Origin of the sequence: Starkeya sp. ORNL1, from assembly GCF_012971745.1 — a bacterium.
Taxonomy (GTDB): Bacteria; Pseudomonadota; Alphaproteobacteria; order Rhizobiales; family Xanthobacteraceae; genus Ancylobacter.
Genome location: NZ_CP048834.1, coordinates 1452773 through 1468738 on the forward strand (window position 1 = coordinate 1452773; position 15966 = coordinate 1468738).

Here is a 15966-nt window from a genome sequence, read left to right on the forward strand (position 1 = left end):
CCAGACGTAGCTTACGTAACATTGCGCGCGAACAAAAATACACTCCGCGCGCTCCCCGGCGCCGAAACGCTCGGGCATGTCGCGATTTAAGGCGAGGCTACATGTAACGCTGCCACACAGAGTATGTTAACGCCTTACAACAACAAATAAAACTTGATCTAACGCGGTCGGCGAATATTGTAAAAGGCCAATTTTAGATTCACGCAGGCACCCATGCACCGCTCGTTCCGAAACCTTGCCGGCGCCCTCGCCCTCGGTGCCGCATGCCTGATTGCAGCCTTCCAGCCCGCTGCGGCGCAGGGCATTGCCACCGATATGGATTTGCGCGGCATCACCTCGCTGCGGGTGACGGCGAGCCCGATGACGGTCGATTCGCTGGATTGCAGCGTCGAATCCGCCGCCATGGTGCGCGAACTTCGGCAGCAACTCGTCTCGGAAGGCATGAAGGCGACCGATTCCGACGCCGCGCTTGCGGTGGTTACTGTACTGTCGACCCGTGACGCCAACACCGACGTGTGCAATTCGACGCTGATGCTCGGCGCCTACAAGAAGGCATCGTTCTTCGACAAGGATGTCGGCTGGATCCGCACCGGCTATGTCGTGATGTGGCAGAGCGCGGTTCTGGTATCCTCGCCCAGCGAGACCCATTCGGTGCAGGTTCGCGACGGCCTCGCCAAGCTCGGCGACGCCCTGCTGGGTGATTGGCGCAACGCCAATCGCCCGGTCAACTCCGCCAGCAGCCAGTAGTCTGCCAGCAAAGAAGTCGAACTCCAGCCGGCAATATTAACCTTCCCGGCAATATTAATCTTCGCCGTAGAGCCAGTTGCCGACATAACCGCCGACCACGGCGCCGACCACGGTGACGCCGGCCTGGCCAGCCGTGAGCGCATAGCTGCCGCCAGCCATCATGGCGCTGGCGCCGCCGCTGCCGGTGAGCAGGACCGGCGTGATCATGCCGGCGGTGAGCGCATTGGCGACGATGACACCGCCCACAGCGCCAGCGGCAATCGCGGCGACGCGGTAGAAGCTGGTCTCACCCTCAATGGCCGGGGCCGGCACCGTGCTGGACTGCGACGGGATGGTTACCGTCGGGGCCGGAGCCACGGCAGCAGGCTGCTGCGCATGAGCCGGCGCCATTATTGCGGAGCTGAAGGCTAAAAGGCTCAGGCCAAGTATCAGTGCGCGCATCGCGCTCTCCCGTTCATCGCGTCGCCGCACCCGGATGGCTGCGACCGGCGCCAACAGCTGCACTTGAAACGACGCACGATCCGCCGAGACGATCAGACGGTGCGAAACGGCAGGGCGGCCAGGATCGAAGTCGGCTTCTTTTCCTTGCCGATCTTATCATACCACCGGCGCGACATCAGCATCGAACGCTTGGGGCGGAATTTATTCTGTTCCATTACCTGCTTGACGTAAAGGCGGGCCTCCTCTTCGGAAAGCACGCCACCAGCCAGCTCATTGTAGAGCGCGGCGGCCTCGCGAAACTTCTTCTTGCCGAGCTTTTTGCGCTTGCCGCCGAAGCGGTCGAGGATCGGCACCATGCGGCCATCGACCTCGCGCTCCAGCCGGATGCCATTCTGCTGCGCCGCATAGAGCACGATGCCCCGCGCCTCGGTAGGGTCGAGCCCGAACTGCGAAATCCCCTGCTCCAGCAGGCGACGCTCCTCGGCCTTGGAGACGAAAGGGCGATCGAGCGCCGCGAGTTCCACATAGCCCATGAAACGCTCGCTCGACGTATCCTGCTTAGGCATTGCCAGTCCCGCTCCCGAAAGTCGGCGTCGCCACCGGCTTCCCCCCACCCAACATTACATGCACGGCCCAAGCAGAGCCGGCGCAACACTTATCCCGCATCAGCCCCAGAACTGCAGTACCGCAAAGAACGCATGGGAAACCAGCGTCAACGATACCCCGATCACAATGGCTTTGGCGATGGCGTTATTGATAGAAACCACCGATGTTTTCGGACGCAGGCCGATGAGGATCGCCGCGCTGCTGCCGAGCAACGAGCTCAGGACAATCTTGGCAAACACCCAGCCGAGCTGGCCGTAAAGAGCGGGACCTGCCTCCAGGAGACGGCGGAAATAATTCTCCTGCCAGAACTCCGACGGCTGGTCGGGAAAGAAGACCTGCCAGGTCTGCAACGCCGACCATGACGCCATCGCCAGAGCGGCAACCGTCAGCAGCGTCAGCGACAGCGTATTCGCGACCAGGATCGAGACGACGAGATAGCGGAACCCCGAAATATGGAGGTTGCGCATCGCCGGAAGCTGGGCGGAGAGCATGCGGTTGCCGAGGTCCGCGCAGATCACCGCGCTGTTGCGCGCCACCACGAGGATGGAGGCGATCAGCGGCACCGATATGGTGGTCTGCACGAAGCCGATGCCGGCCAGCGTCTCGTCGTGCAGGATCGACTTCAGATAGCCGCCGAAGGCGTGATAATTGAAGCCGAACCACATCGACACGAAGCCGAGAATGGCGCCGCCAAGGCCGAGATAGCCCAGCATGAAGGGCGACGCGCACAGCACCCAGAAGTATTCGGCGAAATAGCGCGCGAACCAGCGCAGCGGATGGCCGGCCTTGGCATAGCTGCGCCAGGCATCGGCCTGCGGGCTGCTCGCGCCGGCCTCGACGGCGATGAGCGCGCTCTCGCCTTCGAGGTCCAGCCCCATCATGGCCCGCTCGATAGCACCGATCTCGGCGGCGACCGGCCGGATCGTGCGGCTGCGCGTATCCAGCAGCAGCACCTTGTCGGCCAGCGGCAGCAGATCGTCGACGTGGTGGGCGGCGATCACCACCGGGGTCGAACGCTCGGTGCAGATGGTCTTGATGATGCCGGCGAGCCGGCGCGAGGAAATGATGTCAAGGCCGGAATTCGGCTCGTCGAGGATGAGGATCGGGTGCCCGGCGATCAGCGTGCGGGCGATGGCGATGCGCTGCTTCTGGCCGCCCGAGCACGAAGCGATCGGCTGTTCCGGCCGGATGTCGGACAGCAGGGACATGATCGGGCTGGAATCATAGGCGCGCGCGCTCAGCGGCGCATGATCGGCGGCGATCTTCACGTTCTCGCCGGCGTCGAGGTCGTCGAACAGCGCATTGCCCTGGAACACCAGACCGCACATGTCGCTGCGGCTGGCCGACAGATCGACCTCGCGCTCGCCATAGCTGAGCCGGCCCTCGATCTGCCAGGCGCCGTCACGCTCGTCGAGCAGGCCGCACAACGCGTTGATGATGCTGGTCTTGCCGCTGCCGCTGGGGCCGATCAGCACCACCAGCTCACGCGAGCTGACCTCGAAATGCGCGTCGCGCACCAGCTCGACACCGTGCGGCGTACGGATGGTGAGGCCGCTGACGCGCAAGGTGGCCTCGCCAACGGACGCCTCGCCAAGGGACGCGTCTCTCTGGGACGCCTCGCTCATGAGCCCGTCTCCACGCGCTGGAGCGGGATGGCGGCATCGCCCTCCATGCGTTGCAGCCGGGCCATGTCGTCCGGCGTCACCAGCAGGATGAGCGGCACCCGCGAGGCGACGGCGAACGCCTTGAAGACGTGGGCGGCGAGCGGGTTGAGACTGCTCTGCGCACCGAGGCCGCCAAGGTGCTGCGGCAACGCGCCGAGCAGTGCGAAAGCGCTGTCGGTGAAGGGGCGGAGCATGCTGCGAAGGCGCGGGTCCCAGAACATCTGCGTGACGACGGCCGGCACGCGGCGGTCGCGCAGCAGCGCGTCGATGACGCCGATGGCGATGCGCTCGGCCATCTGGCGGGCTTCGGCGGTCTCAAGCTGGGTGCGGCCGAACTCCAGCAGCACCTGCTGCACGCGCGGATCGGACAGCGTCGCCGTCATGGCGCGGATCGCCGGCTCATAGTCGAGATCGTAGCCGAACGGCATGCCGAGCGCGTTGGCCCAATTGGCGCGGAGCATCTCCCACACCGCGGTTTGCAGCCGGCTTACCATAATCGCCTGCACCTCGCCGTTCAGTGCACGGCGCATCGCGGGCTGGGCCTTGGTCAGCAGGCCCTCGAGCGCCGCCTGGGTGCGCGGGTCGCGCCAGGCTTGCGAGATGGCGTCGGTGAGCATGGCGCGCAGCACCGGCCGATAATCGGCGTTGAAGACCGCCGAGGTGATGATGCGCTCGACGGCCTGCGCCGCCTGATCCTGCACATTCATGATGCGCCGGCGCAGTTCGCCCTGCGAACGCTCCGAGGCGGCGCCCCACAGGATGCCGAGATTGGGATCGGCCAGCAGCGCCTGGGTGGCATCGGTATGTTCACTGGCGGTCGAGCTGAACAGCTCGACGCGGATGCGGCCATTCTGCAGCGAGGCGGTGCCGTGCCGGATGACGCTGTGGTCCGGCCGCATGACGAACACCGGCACCGGACCGGCCCACACTTCGGGATTCTGGGGCGTGGGCTCGCGGAAGTACAGGATCTGGTCGGGGCGCGGTGCGTGCGGCAGCACCCACCACGCCGCCCAGATGAAACCGAAAATGATCAGCAGCGACATCAGCACGCCGCCGGCCCATCTCATGCCGGGCGACGGTCTGTAGGCCGGCACCTTGAAGGGCGGCAGTTTGAGCGGAGGCATCCTGAAGGGTGGCCTTGTCAGCAAGGGCATGGGCATCCTGCCTCTCCGCCGGACATCCACGACATGATCTCGAATGCGCCGGGCAGGTTTATTCATTGCGGCAGCAGGTCTAGAGTCCTGGCGCTACTGTCGAGGAACCCCCGTTGCGCATCCGCCACCCCCAGCCGCGCAATTTCGGCCTGACGATGTTCCTGACGCGCCTGTTCGGCGCGCTGTTCCTCGTCCTGTCGACCTATAATGCGAGCGGCTACTCGCTGATCCACTGGTTCCAGACACGCGGGCCGCAGGACTGGCTGCTGCTGCTGCCGATCACCTGTCTTTACGTTATCACCTATATCGTGCTGCTGCGTATCACGGTTCGCCACTTGCGCGGGACGGGCATCGCGCTCACCGTCGCGCTGCTCGGCTCCATCGCTTATGTGCTTGTCGACGCTGACATTATTCCGCTGGAAGACGGCAACGACCTGATGCCGATCCTGCTCTATATGTTCGGCGGGCTGATCGCCATCGGCATATGCTGGGCTTCGGCCTGGGTCATGTTGACCGGCCAGGTGAGCATCGACAATCTGAATGCCTGACGTTTTCACGCCGCACGCGACCGCGAACGGAACGCCAGCAACGCGCTGACCGCGATATAGATCCCGATGGCGAGCCCGGCGAGCAGCAGGCCATGCGTCGTGGTGCTGGGCGCGGTCATCTTGCGCGTCACCGAGGTCTCGACGCTGCGCTGGACCAGCGTCAGCGGAATGATCTCGGTGCCTTCGCGCTCACCGATCTTGTAGGTCAGTTCCAGATCGTTGCGGCCGCCGGCGAGCATCACGTCATTGGCGACATAGGTGCCGGGCGCGACTTCCTCGAAGCTGACCGGCACGAAGTCGATGGTCATCTCCAGCTGCGCGCCCGTGGTCGGCTGGCCATCGGAATAACGTTGCAGGAACAGCACCAGCCGGTTGCGGTCATAGGCGATGACGGCTTCCTGATTGCCGATGCGGGCCTCGGCGCGCGGCGAGACGATTATGGCGCGCGGCGCGGCACCGTGATCGTGCCCATCCTGCGCATGGCCCGCTGTCCCGCCGGCCATCAGGAGCAGCATGGCGCAGAGCGCCTGCGCCAAAGCGTGCCGGATAGTCGTCTCGAGGCCCTGCCCGCCCGCTCGCGCTTTATTGCCCATCACCATCTACCGGTTCCACGGCCGGCGACCGAACGCCTGGTCGATCTTTCCGTCCGTGCGATACAGTGCTTCCAGCCGGCGATGCTCGGAGCGAACATCGTCGATCAGCCAGCGCCAGAAATGCATCAGCCGGCCTTCGTCGCGCACGCTGCCGAGCAGGATGCGCATGACCGACATGGTCACCTGGTGCTCGCGCTCGAACTGGGCGCGCAGCCAGCGCTCGCGCTCCAGCTGCGGGTCGTCGCGCTCCGGCGCCGCCGGGTCCGGCCGAATCGGTTCGTCCGCCAGCCCCGGGGTCGGCGGGGGCGTCGTAACTTCGGCTGGATTAGGCGAATTCTCGGTCATCTCGCCCTGTGGACGCAGCCACTCAATAATCACGCACGCCACTACTCTATCATGCGCCGTCAAAGTGTGGTGACGTAGCGGCCACACCTTATGCTATATGACTAATGCCCGCTTCGGAGAGTCGGTATGTTTTACCTTGTTCCAGTGGTCATTATCGTGCTCGGGCTCGCAGCCGACCTGCTGGTCGAGATCTCTGCGGAACTGTCGAGCGAGATGCTGATCGAAGCCGACGCCGGCGTCTCCGCTTCCGGCGCCCGGCTGATCGGCGGCCGTGTGATCGACATGCGCCCCGAAGCCTCCCTCCCCGGCACCTTCAAGCCCCACGTCACGGCGCCGCTGGTGCAGTGACCGGCGCCAGATCGGCGCTCGCCGGCTCCTTCGCCGGCACGGAGATTTCCTTGACGACCTTCTCCTTCAGCTTGTCCAGGACCAGGCGCGTCATCTCGCTGATCGCCGTCTCGGCGCGCACATAGTTGCGGGCGGCATCGAGCCAGGGCTGCAGTGGCACGGTGTACTTCGCGCCCATGTCGCGCAATGTGGCGACGGCGCCTTCGACATCGCCGGCGGCAAGCTGGGCGTCGGCGCGGGTCACTGCGAGATTGGCTTCTTCCACATCATAGGGCTCGGTGGAGAGGCCGACATAGCGGTTCATCAACGACATGCCATAGCCGTAATAGCCCGCAGGCTCCCCGATTTGCAGGCCGGCCACCGCGACATAGGACGGGAACACCCGGCGCAGTTCCGCGGCATTGGGAACGCCGGTGCGGGCTGGCTCCGCCAGTTCGGTCAGATTGGCGGAGAACAGTTCGTTGTTGCCGACGATGGCGTAGACGTTCACCAGTTCGGCCTCGAACGGTCGGCCGGTATAGAAGGTCGAGCGCAACTGGCCAAGCGCCACGGCGAAGACCGGGGATGCCCCGTCGATCACCGGATCGACGCGCCGGCTGTCCTCGACGAGAGCCTGCTTGAGGCCGGTGATCTCCTCGGACTGCTTGTCGAGACGGGCGACTGCGGCAGCCTGGTCGTCGAGCGACTGCGAAATCTCGTTGTTGAGCCGGCCAAGCTGCTCGCCGGTGCCGCGCAGGCTGGTCTCCAGCAAGGAGACCCGTTCGGTCAGCGGCGAGAGGCGCAGGTCGATGGTGGGAGCGAACTTCGGCACCAGGAACGCGACGGCCAGGGCCACCGCCGCACCCGCGACGGCGCCGCCCGCGATCCCGGCCCATGGCGGGATGGGCGACGTTGCCATGCCCTTCGCCGGCCCGGAGGGAGCGGGTTCTTCGGGGGCCTCCGGCGTGGCGATCGTCTCGATCGCGACGACCTCGGCGACGGGGGCCGGTTCGGCGACATCGCCCTGACGCAGCCAGTCCTCGATGGAACGGGCAGCGGCCGGCGCCGGCTCCTGCACGCCATTGGCCGGCGGCTCGACCGGGCTCGCGCTCGCATTGCCGATCTCGCCGCCGCCCGAGGCGGCGCCGTCGACATCCGTCTCACGGTGCATGAGGACCGGTTTTGCCCCGATGGTGACCCGCTTCGCGGTCATGCTGCCTGCTCCATGACTTCGGCCGTCAGGGCCGCGATTTCCTTGGTGGCCGAACTGCGCGCGTCGAGTTCGCGGACCAGCCGGCCGGTCGCCACGCTTTCGGCAAATGCGATGCGCTGGCCGATGACCGTGTTCAACGGCAGGATCTCGCCGGTCAGCGCCGAGCGAAGGTCGCGGCCCAGCACCGTGCCGGTGATGCAGCGATTGACGATGAAGGCTGCCTTGAGCCCTGGCTTGAAGATGCGCGCTTCATTGATCAGCGCGACGATCTCCATGCTGGCCCAGAGGTCGTAGGACGAGGGCTGCACCGGGATCAGGATGAAATCGGAGGCGAGGATCGTCGAGCGGGCCAATGCGGTGACGCGCGGTGGGCCGTCGATGATGATGTGATCGTGGTTGCGCGCCATGTCGGGCACTTCCTGGTGCAGCACCTCGCGGGCGAGGCCGCTGACCGCGAACAGGCGCGGCAGGCCGCTTTGCGAACGGGTCTGCGCCCAGTCCAGCGCCGAGCCCTGCGGATCGGCGTCGACCACCGCGACACGGGCGCCGCCCGCTGCCAGCTCGCCGGCGATGTGTGTCGCCAGCGTGGTCTTGCCGACGCCGCCCTTCTGGTTGAGCAAGCCGATGATCATGTGGCGGCTCCAGCGGGGCGGCAGGGTTGCGGGGTGCGGGACGCGGAGGGGGTCATCAATACGCCGTCTCCAGCTTGGTGCCCGGTGCCGGGAGCAGGCGCTCCAGCGCGGACGGCGCGAAACGATAGAACAGCAGCGGGGTCAGCATGGTGTCGAGCAGCGTCGCGCTCATCAGGCCGCCGAAGATCACCACCGCGACCGGGTGCAGGATTTCCTTGCCGGCCTCGTGGCCGCCGAGCAGCAGCGGGATCAGCGCCACCATGGCGGAGGCCGCCGTCATCAGCACCGGCACGAGGCGCTCGTTGGCGCCGCGAATGATGAGCTGGTGGCCGAAGGGCTCTCCCTCGTGCGTCATCAGATTGATGTAGTGGTTGATCTTGAGGATGCCGTTGCGGGTCGAGATGCCGGCCAGCGTCACGAAGCCGACGATGGAGGCGATGGAAAGTTCGACACCGGAAATCTTCAGCGCGATCACGCTGCCGATGAGGGCCAGCGGCACATTGGCCATGATGATTGCGGCCAGCAGCACCGACTTGAAGCGGACATACAGGATCGAGAACACCAGCAGGAACGAGATCGTCGACAGCCCGGCGAGGCGCAGCGTGGAGCGCGCCTGCTCGGCATAGACGCCTTCGAACAGCATGAAGTAGCCCGGCGGCATCTTGATGCCGCGCATCATGCCCTCAAGCTCGCCGCCGATGAGATTACTGCCGGATCCGTCGGTATTGGCGGTCACCAGGATGCGGCGCTGGCTGTTCTCGCGCAGCACCTGGTTGGGCCCGGAGGTTTCCGACACCCGCGCCACGGTGGAGAGCGGAACCTGCCCGGCCGGCGTGTCGATCAGCATCGAGCCGAGCTGCGGGGCGGCGCGATCGGCCTCGCTGAGGCGCACCACGAGATCGAAGTGCTTGATGCCGTCAATGATCTCGGTGATTTCCTCGCCATTGGTGAGCTGGCCGATGCGGCCGGTAAGCTCGCCGGGCTGCACGCCATAGAGCAGCGCGCGGTCGGAATCGAAGTGTACCTGAATCTGCGGCACCGGCACCTGCCGCTCGATGGCGACATCGGTGAGGCCCGGAATGGTCTTGAGCCAGCCTTCGACATCGCGGCCGATGGTGCGCAGCGTATTGAGGTCGTTGCCGAAGATCTTGAACACGATCTGCGCCGACACGCCGGCCAGTATGTGGTCGATACGCATGGCGATAGGCTGGCTGAGGCTGAACGCGCCCGGTAGGCCGCCAAGGCGCGTGCGCACGTCCGCCATGATCTTGGCGAGCGGACGGGCACCCTCATGCCTGAGCTCCAGCTCGATCTCGGTGACGTTGACGCCGAGTGCGTGCTCGTCGGCCTCCGACCGGCCGGTGCGGCGGCCGACCTTGATGGCCTCCGGTATGCCTTCCAGTATCCGCTCGGCGGTGGCAGCGATGCGGCTGGATTCTTCCAGCGAAATGCCGGGCTCCAGCGTCAAGGTGATGACCAGCGCGCCCTCGTTGAAGGGTGGCAGGAAAGAGCGTGGCAGGGTCGGCACGATAGCGGCGGCGATGAACACGCCGGCAAGGATGCCGGACAGGACCGGCGCAGGATGGGCGAGCACCCAGTGCAGCAGCCCGGTATTGGCGCGCTTGATGGCGCGCACCATGATGTTGTCGTGCTCCTCGATGCCCTTGGTATTCGGCAGGAGATACGAGCACAGCACCGGCGTCAGCGTGATCGACACGATGAGGCTGGCGAGGATCGAGACGATGTAGGCGATGCCGAGCGGGGCGAACATGCGCCCCTCGATGCCCGGCAGCGCGAACAGCGGCACGAACACCAGGACGATGATCAGCGTGGAATAGACGATGCTGGAACGCACCTCCTGCGAGGCGGAGGCGATGACGTCCAGCGCGGGCTTCGGGATGGCGCGATGGGCATTCTCGCGCAGTCGGCGGAAAATGTTCTCGACATCCACCACCGCGTCGTCGACCAGCTCGCCAATGGCAATGGCAAGGCCGCCGAGCGTCATGGTGTTGATGGTCAGCCCCATCCAGCGCAGCACGATGAAGGTGGTGAGCACGGAGACCGGGATCGCCACCAGCGAGATCGCCGTGGTGCGGACATTGAACAGGAACAGGAACAGCACGATGGCGACGACGACAATCGCCTCGGTCAGCACCTGTTCGAGATTGCCGACCGCCGCCAGGATGAAGTCGGCCTGGCGGAACAGATAGTCATTGACCCGCGTGCCCTCCGGCATGGTGCGCTGGAGTTCGGCGAGCACGCGCTCGACTTCCGCCGTAAGCTTTACCGTGTCGGCCTGCGGCTGCTTGTTGACCGAGATCACCACCGCCTCGCCGCCCATGAAGCCGGCATCGCCGCGCCGCTGCTTGGGCTGGAACGAGGCATCGGCGAACTGGCGCAGCAGCACAGGCTGGCCGAGGCGGTGGTCGACGACGACGTTGCGCAGGTCCTCGAGGCTCTGGGTGCGCGAGAGGTTGCGGATCAGGAATTCCTGATTGCCCTGATTGACGACGCCGCCGCCCTTGTTGGAGCCGAACGCCTGCAGGGCCTGGCGCACTTCGTTGATGGAGACGCCGAGCTGGCTCATGCGCAGCATGTCGAGCGTGACGCGGTATTCCTTCACCAGGCCGCCGATCGGCACCACACGGCTGATGCCGGGCACCGATTTCAGCCGCTGCGCCACGGTCCAGTCCGCCAGCTCGCGCAGTTCCATCGGCGAAAGCGTGGACGAGGAGACCGCGACCAGCATGATCTCGCCCATATAGGAGGAGATCGGCGCCAGGATCGAGGTGACGCCCGGCGGCATCTCGACCTGGAGCGGGGCGAGCCGCTCGGTCACGATCTGCCGGTCGACGTAGACATTGGTGTCCCAGTCGAACTCGACATAGACCACCGACAGGCCCGTCGTGGAGGACGAGCGCACCCGGGTGACGCCACTGGCGCCCGCCATCGCGGCTTCGATGCGGGCCGATATCTGGACCTCGACCTCCTCGGGCGCGAGGCCGGGCGCCTCGGTAAGGATGGTCACCAGGCCCTTGTTTAGATCGGGCAGCACATCGACCGGCAGATTCTGTAGCGAGATACCGCCATACACCATCGCGCAGGCGACCAGAACGACCACCAGCAGTCGGGCGCGCAGGCTGATATTGACCAGGTATGCGAACATGGTCGGTCGTGGTCCTCAGGTCACGCTGCTATCGGAAAGGGCGGCAGCGGACCCGTGATGCAGGTGTCCTGCAGGCGGGTCGGCAGGCACGGCGATGGTGCGGGAGATGGCGATCGCGGTCATGAGCGCGGCGAGCACCAGCGTGCAGACGATGGCCGCGCCGGTCGAGATATCCAGCGTCGCCGAGGCGATGAGGCCGAACAGATAGCCGGCGACGCCGATGTTGAACGCGATCATCAGCCGCCAATGCCTGGGCGCGTGCTGGGTGGCGAGCGCCGGCACGATGAGCGAGGCGAACACCAGCAACACGCCGACAATCTGCACCGAGGCGGTGATGACCACGGCGAACACGCCGTAGAACAGCACCTTGTTCCTGACGAGATCCTGCGTGTACCAGATGCCGAGCGCTGCCGCCGAGATCAGGCTGAGGACGATGAGCTGGGTCTGCGAGACCCACAATATCTGCCCGACCAGCAGTTCCTTCAAATACTCGGAGCCGTTGGGGCTGAAGGACAGCAGCACGATCTGCAACGCTGCCGCGACGATGTAGATGACGCCGATGATGGCTTCCTGGATCGCCGGGAAGCGCTTGTCGGTCCAGGTCAGCAGCATGGAACAGCCGACCGCCGCGGCGATGGCGCTGATCTGCACCGCCCAGCCCGTCGTCGCCCCGAGCGTCATGTTGCCGAACACGACACCAAGCGCCGCGACCTGCGCCAGCGCGATATCGATGAAGATGATGCCCCGGTTGAGCACGATGGTGCCCAGGGGAACGTGCGTGGCGAGGATAAGAAGCCCCGCCACGAAGGCGGGGCCGAGGATATCGAGACTAAGGGCGTTCACGGCCAGCCAGCCCATCCAGAAGCCGCTCGACGGAATCCTTGTAGTAGCTGAGCAGATCCGTCGCTTCGGGCGTGCCTCCCACGGTGAAGGGCAGCTTCACCAGCGGAATCTTGGCCTTTTCCTTGACATAGCGCGACGGGCTCGGATCCTCGTAGGCGGCATAGATGATGAAGCGGATATTCTGCTTCGGCACCTCATTGACAACTGCGGTCAGGTGGGCTGGTCCGGGCGCGACGTTCGGCTCGGGCTCGACCGTGGCGGCGGTGCGGATGCCGACCCAATTGAGCAGATACGTGGAATGGTCGTGCTGCACGGCGATGTTGACGCCCTTCAGCGGCGCGGCCTTGGTCTTCAGTTCCTTGGTCAGGGCCGTGAGCTGAGTGATGAACGTCTTGGCGCGCTCGGTGTAGACATCCTTGCCCCCCGGATCGAGGGCGATCAGCCGCTTGGCAAGCTGTCCGGCAACGATGCGAACATTGTTCGGGTCACCCTGGATGTGCGGGTGTACTTCATGCTCCTCGCCCTTTTCCTCTTTCTTGGGCTCGCTCTTCTCCTCGCCGTGGCCGTGCTCCTCGATCAGCTTCACGAAGTCGCCGGCCATGAAATAGCCGGGCTTGCCCTTGGCGAGCTTCGGGTTGTTCGCGCGCTCGAGCATGGCGGGAAGCCATGCCTCCTCGAGTCCGGCACCAGTGCAGAGCATGAGGTCCGCCCTGCCGAGCGCGGCAATCTGGCCCGGCGTCGGCTTCAGATTGTCCGGATTGTCGAACGGGGTGGTGGCAAGGGTCACGGTGCCGATGCGGTCACCGCCGAGCGACTTCGCCAGCGAGGCCCACTCGGGAACGCAGGCGAATACTTCGAGCGGTGCGGCCCTGGCTCCGGTCGAGAAGGCCGCGAGCAGCGCAGCGCCCGCCAAGGCCGTGGTGAACACCTTCATCTTTTCTTCCCCCCAGACTGCGTCGCAGCTCGTTCCGCCGAATCGGGAGCACTCCGCATGGTGCATGGGCCCGTCGTCGAAACGATATCTCGAAAGACCTCACGTATTCAAAAAAGATTCACGCCAATTAGACTTGAACACACACGCAGCACGCCAGGAAAGCACGGCTTCTCGACCGAGAACGGCGTCGCCAACTTTGCGGAAGTCGCAATGTCGGTACTCGGCCAGTCTCTACGAGGCGGCCGTCAGGCTGCGCCTCGCCCGAGGCGACGCCGGAGAAGGCCGCGACTAGTTGCGTTCGCGACCAGCCAGCCCATCCAGAAGCCGATCAACGGAGTCCTTGTAGAGACCGAAGAGATCGCCGGCTTCCGGCGAACCGCCGACCGTGAAGGGCACTTTCACAAGAGGGATCTTCGCCTTCTCGGTCACGTACTTGGACGCGCCCGGGTCCTCATAGGCGGCGTAGATCACGAAGCGAATCTTGTCTTTCGGCACCTCGTCGATGATCTCGGTGAGGTGCGCCGGGCCGGGCGCCACGCCGGGTTCGGGCTCGACGGTGGCAGCGGTCTTCACGCCGAGCCACTTGAGCAGATAGATCGAATGGCCGTGCTGCACGGCAATGTTGATGCCCTTCAGTGGCGCGGCCTTGGCCTGCAATTCCTTGGTCAGCGTGGTGAGCTGGCCGATGAACGCCTTGACGCGCTCGCCATAGACATCCTTGCCTTCGGGATCGAGCGCGATGAGGCGCTTGGCGAGCTGGCCGGCGACAAGGCGCACATTGTTCGGGTCGCCCTGAATGTGCGGATTGCCGGCTTCGTGCATATGGGCGCCGGCGGTCTTCTTCTCGCCGTGGCTATGGTCGTGCTCGTCCTGGTCGTCTTCGATCAGCTTCACGAACTCGCTGGCCATGAAGTAACCGGGCTTGCCCTTGCCGACCTTGGCATTGCCGGCGCGCTCGAGCATGGCAGGCAGCCAGCTGTCCTCGAGCCCCGAGCCGGTGCAGACGATGATGTCCGCCTTGCTGAGCGCGGCGATCATGCCGGGCGTGGGCTTCATGCTTTCGGGATTGTCGAGCGCCGAAGTCGCCAGCGTCACGTTGGCGAGGCGGTCGCCGCCGATCGCCTTGGCCAGCGAGGCCCATTCGGGCACGCAGGCGAATACTTCGAGTGGCGCAGCGTTCGCACTGCCTATGGCCGAGAACAACAGTGTAGCCCCGGCAGCGGCCGCAGCAAAAGTCTTCATGGCATCTTTCCTCGCCGCTGCCCCCCGCTTCGCGCAACCATTATTCACCCCGTGATCGCCACCGGCGGCCCCACGGAAGTCAAATAGATTGTACGAAATTCAAAATACTTGGGCGCAGCAATCCCCAGCCTAGCACCGTCTGCTCAACTTAGGGTGCAGAATAGAGGAAAATGCGAACTGTCCAAAGGTAATTTCTTGAAACCCTGCGGCATCACCCAAGGTATTTGGCTCTGCAAAGTTAATAGCGATGCCCGGCATCTGGCGGAGTACCAGTCAGATTGTGGCAACGCGGGTACCGGCCAGATCAAGCTGGCCATCGCGAGCGCCCGCCCCGCCGCCCCGTCGCAAGCGGGCGCCGGCCTGATGTTCGGCATCGAGCAGGTGGCGGACAAGGCGACGAAAGCCGCCTTCGACCCGCATCTACGGGTCGGCATGCCGTTCGACCGCCTCGCTTGCGAGAACGGCCTGATCGCGCGCTGCATGGGCGATGTGCCCGGCTTCTCGCCACCACTGATCGTCAATGAGGCGGAGTTGGACGAGATCGCCGAGCGCTGCACCACCAGCCTCAGGCAGCTCGAACGCGAGCTGCGCATGGCCTGAGCCGTCAGCCCAGCGGCAGCCTACGCCGACAGGCCACCGTCGATGTTCAGTACGGCGCCGGTTACATAAGTGGCGTCGTTGCGGACCAGGAAGCCCACCCCAAGAGCTATTTCCTCGGGCGTTGCGTAACGCCCGAGCGGTATGGCGGCGTCGAACGTCTCCTTCAGCGACGCGAAAGGGGCCAGCATGTCGGTGTCGATAAATCCGGGCTGGAGAACATTGACGGTGATGCCGCGCCCCGCCAGGTCGCGTGCTGCGCCCTTGCAGTAGCCGGCGAGAGCCGTCTTCGTCGCCACATAGTCGGCGACAGCCGGGAACCCGACATGACTCGCCAGGGCCGACCCGATCGCGACGATGCGGCCGCCCTCGCCCATGACGCGCGACGCCGCGCGGATGATCGCAATCGCTCCCGTGACATTGACCGCATATTGCTCGTCAATGCTGCCCTCGGCTTCAAGGGGGCCGCCAATGATACCCGGCAAGAGCTGGCCGGCATTGGCAACGAGGATGTCCAGCCTTCCAAACCGACCCATCACGGTATCGATCAGCGTGTTTGCCTGCGCAGCCTTGCCGTGGTCGATTCTCAGCGCAAGCGCATTACTCCCGCGGGATTGAAGGTCCTTCACGAGTTCCTTGGCGCGCGTTTCCGAGTTGGCATAGGTGAAGATGACGTCTGCACCCTCGCTCACCAACAGTCGAACAATAGCAGCCCCGAGACCGCGCGAACCACCGGTGACGATGGCGACCTTTCCGGCAAGATTTCCTGGCATTTTGACATTCCTCGTCGAGAGCATTCGAAGGAAGACGATCGCTCGAACGAGAGGCTCATCTTTCGCTCGTCGACGACCAGACCTCGAGGGTCATGGAGCGAACATAGGCCATTACGAAAATGCCCGCCGGGTTCTAAAGCG

Annotated in this window: 17 protein-coding genes; 4 read left to right on the forward strand and 13 right to left on the reverse strand. The window is 65.0% G+C overall.

Annotated features, from left to right (window positions below; translation table 11 throughout):
• Positions 1 to 213: 213 nt before the first annotated feature.
• Complete coding sequence (locus tag G3545_RS07100; RefSeq protein WP_170011196.1) at positions 214 to 747, forward strand: hypothetical protein; 534 nt, start codon at positions 214 to 216, stop codon at positions 745 to 747.
• Positions 748 to 801: 54 nt separating this feature from the next.
• Here the strand turns inward: G3545_RS07100 and G3545_RS07105 are convergent, their stop codons facing one another.
• From G3545_RS07105 to G3545_RS07120, 4 genes are all read right to left on the reverse strand, one after another.
• The gene (locus G3545_RS07105) at positions 802 to 1104 is read right to left on the reverse strand and encodes a hypothetical protein (RefSeq protein WP_170011198.1); all 303 of its coding nucleotides are present in this window, start codon (positions 1102 to 1104) and stop codon (positions 802 to 804) included.
• 176 nt (positions 1105 to 1280) lie between these two features.
• Positions 1281 to 1754: a hypothetical protein gene (locus G3545_RS07110; RefSeq protein WP_170011200.1), complete on the reverse strand. Its 474-nt coding sequence runs from the start codon at positions 1752 to 1754 to the stop codon at positions 1281 to 1283.
• Positions 1755 to 1853: 99 nt separating this feature from the next.
• The gene (locus tag G3545_RS07115) at positions 1854 to 3419 is read right to left on the reverse strand and encodes an ATP-binding cassette domain-containing protein (RefSeq protein WP_170011202.1); all 1566 of its coding nucleotides are present in this window, start codon (positions 3417 to 3419) and stop codon (positions 1854 to 1856) included.
• Complete coding sequence (locus G3545_RS07120; protein ID WP_170011204.1) at positions 3416 to 4582, reverse strand: hypothetical protein; 1167 nt, start codon at positions 4580 to 4582, stop codon at positions 3416 to 3418. Before G3545_RS07120 ends, G3545_RS07115 begins: the two co-directional genes overlap by 4 nt.
• Before the next feature lie 143 nt (positions 4583 to 4725).
• Here G3545_RS07120 and G3545_RS07125 point away from each other — a divergent pair, with 143 nt between their 5' ends.
• Positions 4726 to 5160 (forward strand): DUF6524 family protein, encoded by a 435-nt coding sequence (locus tag G3545_RS07125; protein ID WP_170011206.1) that lies wholly within the window; start codon positions 4726 to 4728, stop codon positions 5158 to 5160.
• Positions 5161 to 5165: 5 nt separating this feature from the next.
• On the opposite strand, the gene G3545_RS07130 is transcribed toward G3545_RS07125, so the two are convergent.
• Both G3545_RS07130 and G3545_RS07135 read right to left on the reverse strand, forming a co-directional pair.
• A complete protein-coding gene (locus G3545_RS07130; RefSeq protein ID WP_170011208.1) occupies positions 5166 to 5759 on the reverse strand; it encodes a hypothetical protein in 594 nt (197 codons plus the stop codon).
• Positions 5760 to 6098 carry a hypothetical protein gene (locus G3545_RS07135; RefSeq protein ID WP_170011210.1) on the reverse strand — a complete coding sequence of 113 codons (339 nt, stop codon included), beginning with the start codon at positions 6096 to 6098 and terminating at the stop codon, positions 5760 to 5762.
• A 126-nt stretch (positions 6099 to 6224) separates the two neighbouring features.
• Between G3545_RS07135 and G3545_RS07140 the strand changes: the two genes are divergently transcribed.
• Complete coding sequence (locus G3545_RS07140) at positions 6225 to 6446, forward strand: hypothetical protein (RefSeq protein ID WP_170011212.1); 222 nt, start codon at positions 6225 to 6227, stop codon at positions 6444 to 6446.
• On the opposite strand, the gene G3545_RS07145 is transcribed toward G3545_RS07140, so the two are convergent.
• From G3545_RS07145 to G3545_RS07170, 6 genes are all read right to left on the reverse strand, one after another.
• A complete protein-coding gene (locus tag G3545_RS07145) occupies positions 6424 to 7638 on the reverse strand; it encodes a hypothetical protein (RefSeq protein ID WP_170011214.1) in 1215 nt (404 codons plus the stop codon). The genes G3545_RS07140 and G3545_RS07145 overlap by 23 nt on opposite strands.
• A complete protein-coding gene (gene parA, locus G3545_RS07150; protein ID WP_170011216.1) occupies positions 7635 to 8270 on the reverse strand; it encodes a ParA family partition ATPase in 636 nt (211 codons plus the stop codon). The genes G3545_RS07145 and parA overlap by 4 nt, the downstream gene beginning before the upstream one ends.
• A gap of 55 nt (positions 8271 to 8325) precedes the next feature.
• Positions 8326 to 11436 (reverse strand): efflux RND transporter permease subunit, encoded by a 3111-nt coding sequence (locus G3545_RS07155; protein ID WP_170011218.1) that lies wholly within the window; start codon positions 11434 to 11436, stop codon positions 8326 to 8328.
• A 15-nt stretch (positions 11437 to 11451) separates the two neighbouring features.
• On the reverse strand, positions 11452 to 12279 hold the full coding sequence (locus tag G3545_RS07160; protein WP_170011220.1) for a metal ABC transporter permease: 828 nt from the start codon (positions 12277 to 12279) through the stop codon (positions 11452 to 11454).
• On the reverse strand, positions 12266 to 13213 hold the full coding sequence (locus G3545_RS07165; RefSeq protein ID WP_170011222.1) for a metal ABC transporter substrate-binding protein: 948 nt from the start codon (positions 13211 to 13213) through the stop codon (positions 12266 to 12268). The genes G3545_RS07160 and G3545_RS07165 overlap by 14 nt, the downstream gene beginning before the upstream one ends.
• 288 nt (positions 13214 to 13501) lie before the next feature.
• Positions 13502 to 14455, reverse strand: coding sequence for a metal ABC transporter substrate-binding protein (locus G3545_RS07170; RefSeq protein WP_170011224.1), 954 nt, complete (start codon positions 14453 to 14455; stop codon positions 13502 to 13504).
• Between the two features lie 363 nt (positions 14456 to 14818).
• Here G3545_RS07170 and G3545_RS07175 point away from each other — a divergent pair, with 363 nt between their 5' ends.
• Positions 14819 to 15055 (forward strand): hypothetical protein, encoded by a 237-nt coding sequence (locus G3545_RS07175; protein WP_170011226.1) that lies wholly within the window; start codon positions 14819 to 14821, stop codon positions 15053 to 15055.
• Positions 15056 to 15075: 20 nt separating this feature from the next.
• Here the strand turns inward: G3545_RS07175 and G3545_RS07180 are convergent, their stop codons facing one another.
• Positions 15076 to 15825 (reverse strand): SDR family oxidoreductase, encoded by a 750-nt coding sequence (locus tag G3545_RS07180; RefSeq protein WP_170011228.1) that lies wholly within the window; start codon positions 15823 to 15825, stop codon positions 15076 to 15078.
• Positions 15826 to 15966: the final 141 nt, after the last annotated feature.

What these genes read in the sequence shown, in the direction of transcription:
- G3545_RS07155 (WP_170011218.1), bottom strand. Translation starts at nt 11,436, where the DNA reads ATGTTCGCATACCTGGTCAATATCAGCCTGCGCGCCCGACTGCTGGTG.
- G3545_RS07130 (WP_170011208.1), bottom strand. Translation starts at nt 5,759, where the DNA reads ATGGTGATGGGCAATAAAGCGCGAGCGGGCGGGCAGGGCCTCGAGACG.
- G3545_RS07145 (WP_170011214.1), bottom strand. Translation starts at nt 7,638, where the DNA reads ATGACCGCGAAGCGGGTCACCATCGGGGCAAAACCGGTCCTCATGCAC.
- G3545_RS07170 (WP_170011224.1), bottom strand. Translation starts at nt 14,455, where the DNA reads ATGAAGACTTTTGCTGCGGCCGCTGCCGGGGCTACACTGTTGTTCTCG.
- G3545_RS07100 (WP_170011196.1), top strand. Translation starts at nt 214, where the DNA reads ATGCACCGCTCGTTCCGAAACCTTGCCGGCGCCCTCGCCCTCGGTGCC.
- G3545_RS07135 (WP_170011210.1), bottom strand. Translation starts at nt 6,098, where the DNA reads ATGACCGAGAATTCGCCTAATCCAGCCGAAGTTACGACGCCCCCGCCG.
- G3545_RS07120 (WP_170011204.1), bottom strand. Translation starts at nt 4,582, where the DNA reads ATGCCTCCGCTCAAACTGCCGCCCTTCAAGGTGCCGGCCTACAGACCG.
- parA (WP_170011216.1), bottom strand. Translation starts at nt 8,270, where the DNA reads ATGATCATCGGCTTGCTCAACCAGAAGGGCGGCGTCGGCAAGACCACG.
- G3545_RS07115 (WP_170011202.1), bottom strand. Translation starts at nt 3,419, where the DNA reads ATGAGCGAGGCGTCCCAGAGAGACGCGTCCCTTGGCGAGGCGTCCGTT.
- G3545_RS07165 (WP_170011222.1), bottom strand. Translation starts at nt 13,213, where the DNA reads ATGAAGGTGTTCACCACGGCCTTGGCGGGCGCTGCGCTGCTCGCGGCC.
- G3545_RS07180 (WP_170011228.1), bottom strand. Translation starts at nt 15,825, where the DNA reads ATGCCAGGAAATCTTGCCGGAAAGGTCGCCATCGTCACCGGTGGTTCG.
- G3545_RS07110 (WP_170011200.1), bottom strand. Translation starts at nt 1,754, where the DNA reads ATGCCTAAGCAGGATACGTCGAGCGAGCGTTTCATGGGCTATGTGGAA.
- G3545_RS07175 (WP_170011226.1), top strand. Translation starts at nt 14,819, where the DNA reads ATGTTCGGCATCGAGCAGGTGGCGGACAAGGCGACGAAAGCCGCCTTC.
- G3545_RS07140 (WP_170011212.1), top strand. Translation starts at nt 6,225, where the DNA reads ATGTTTTACCTTGTTCCAGTGGTCATTATCGTGCTCGGGCTCGCAGCC.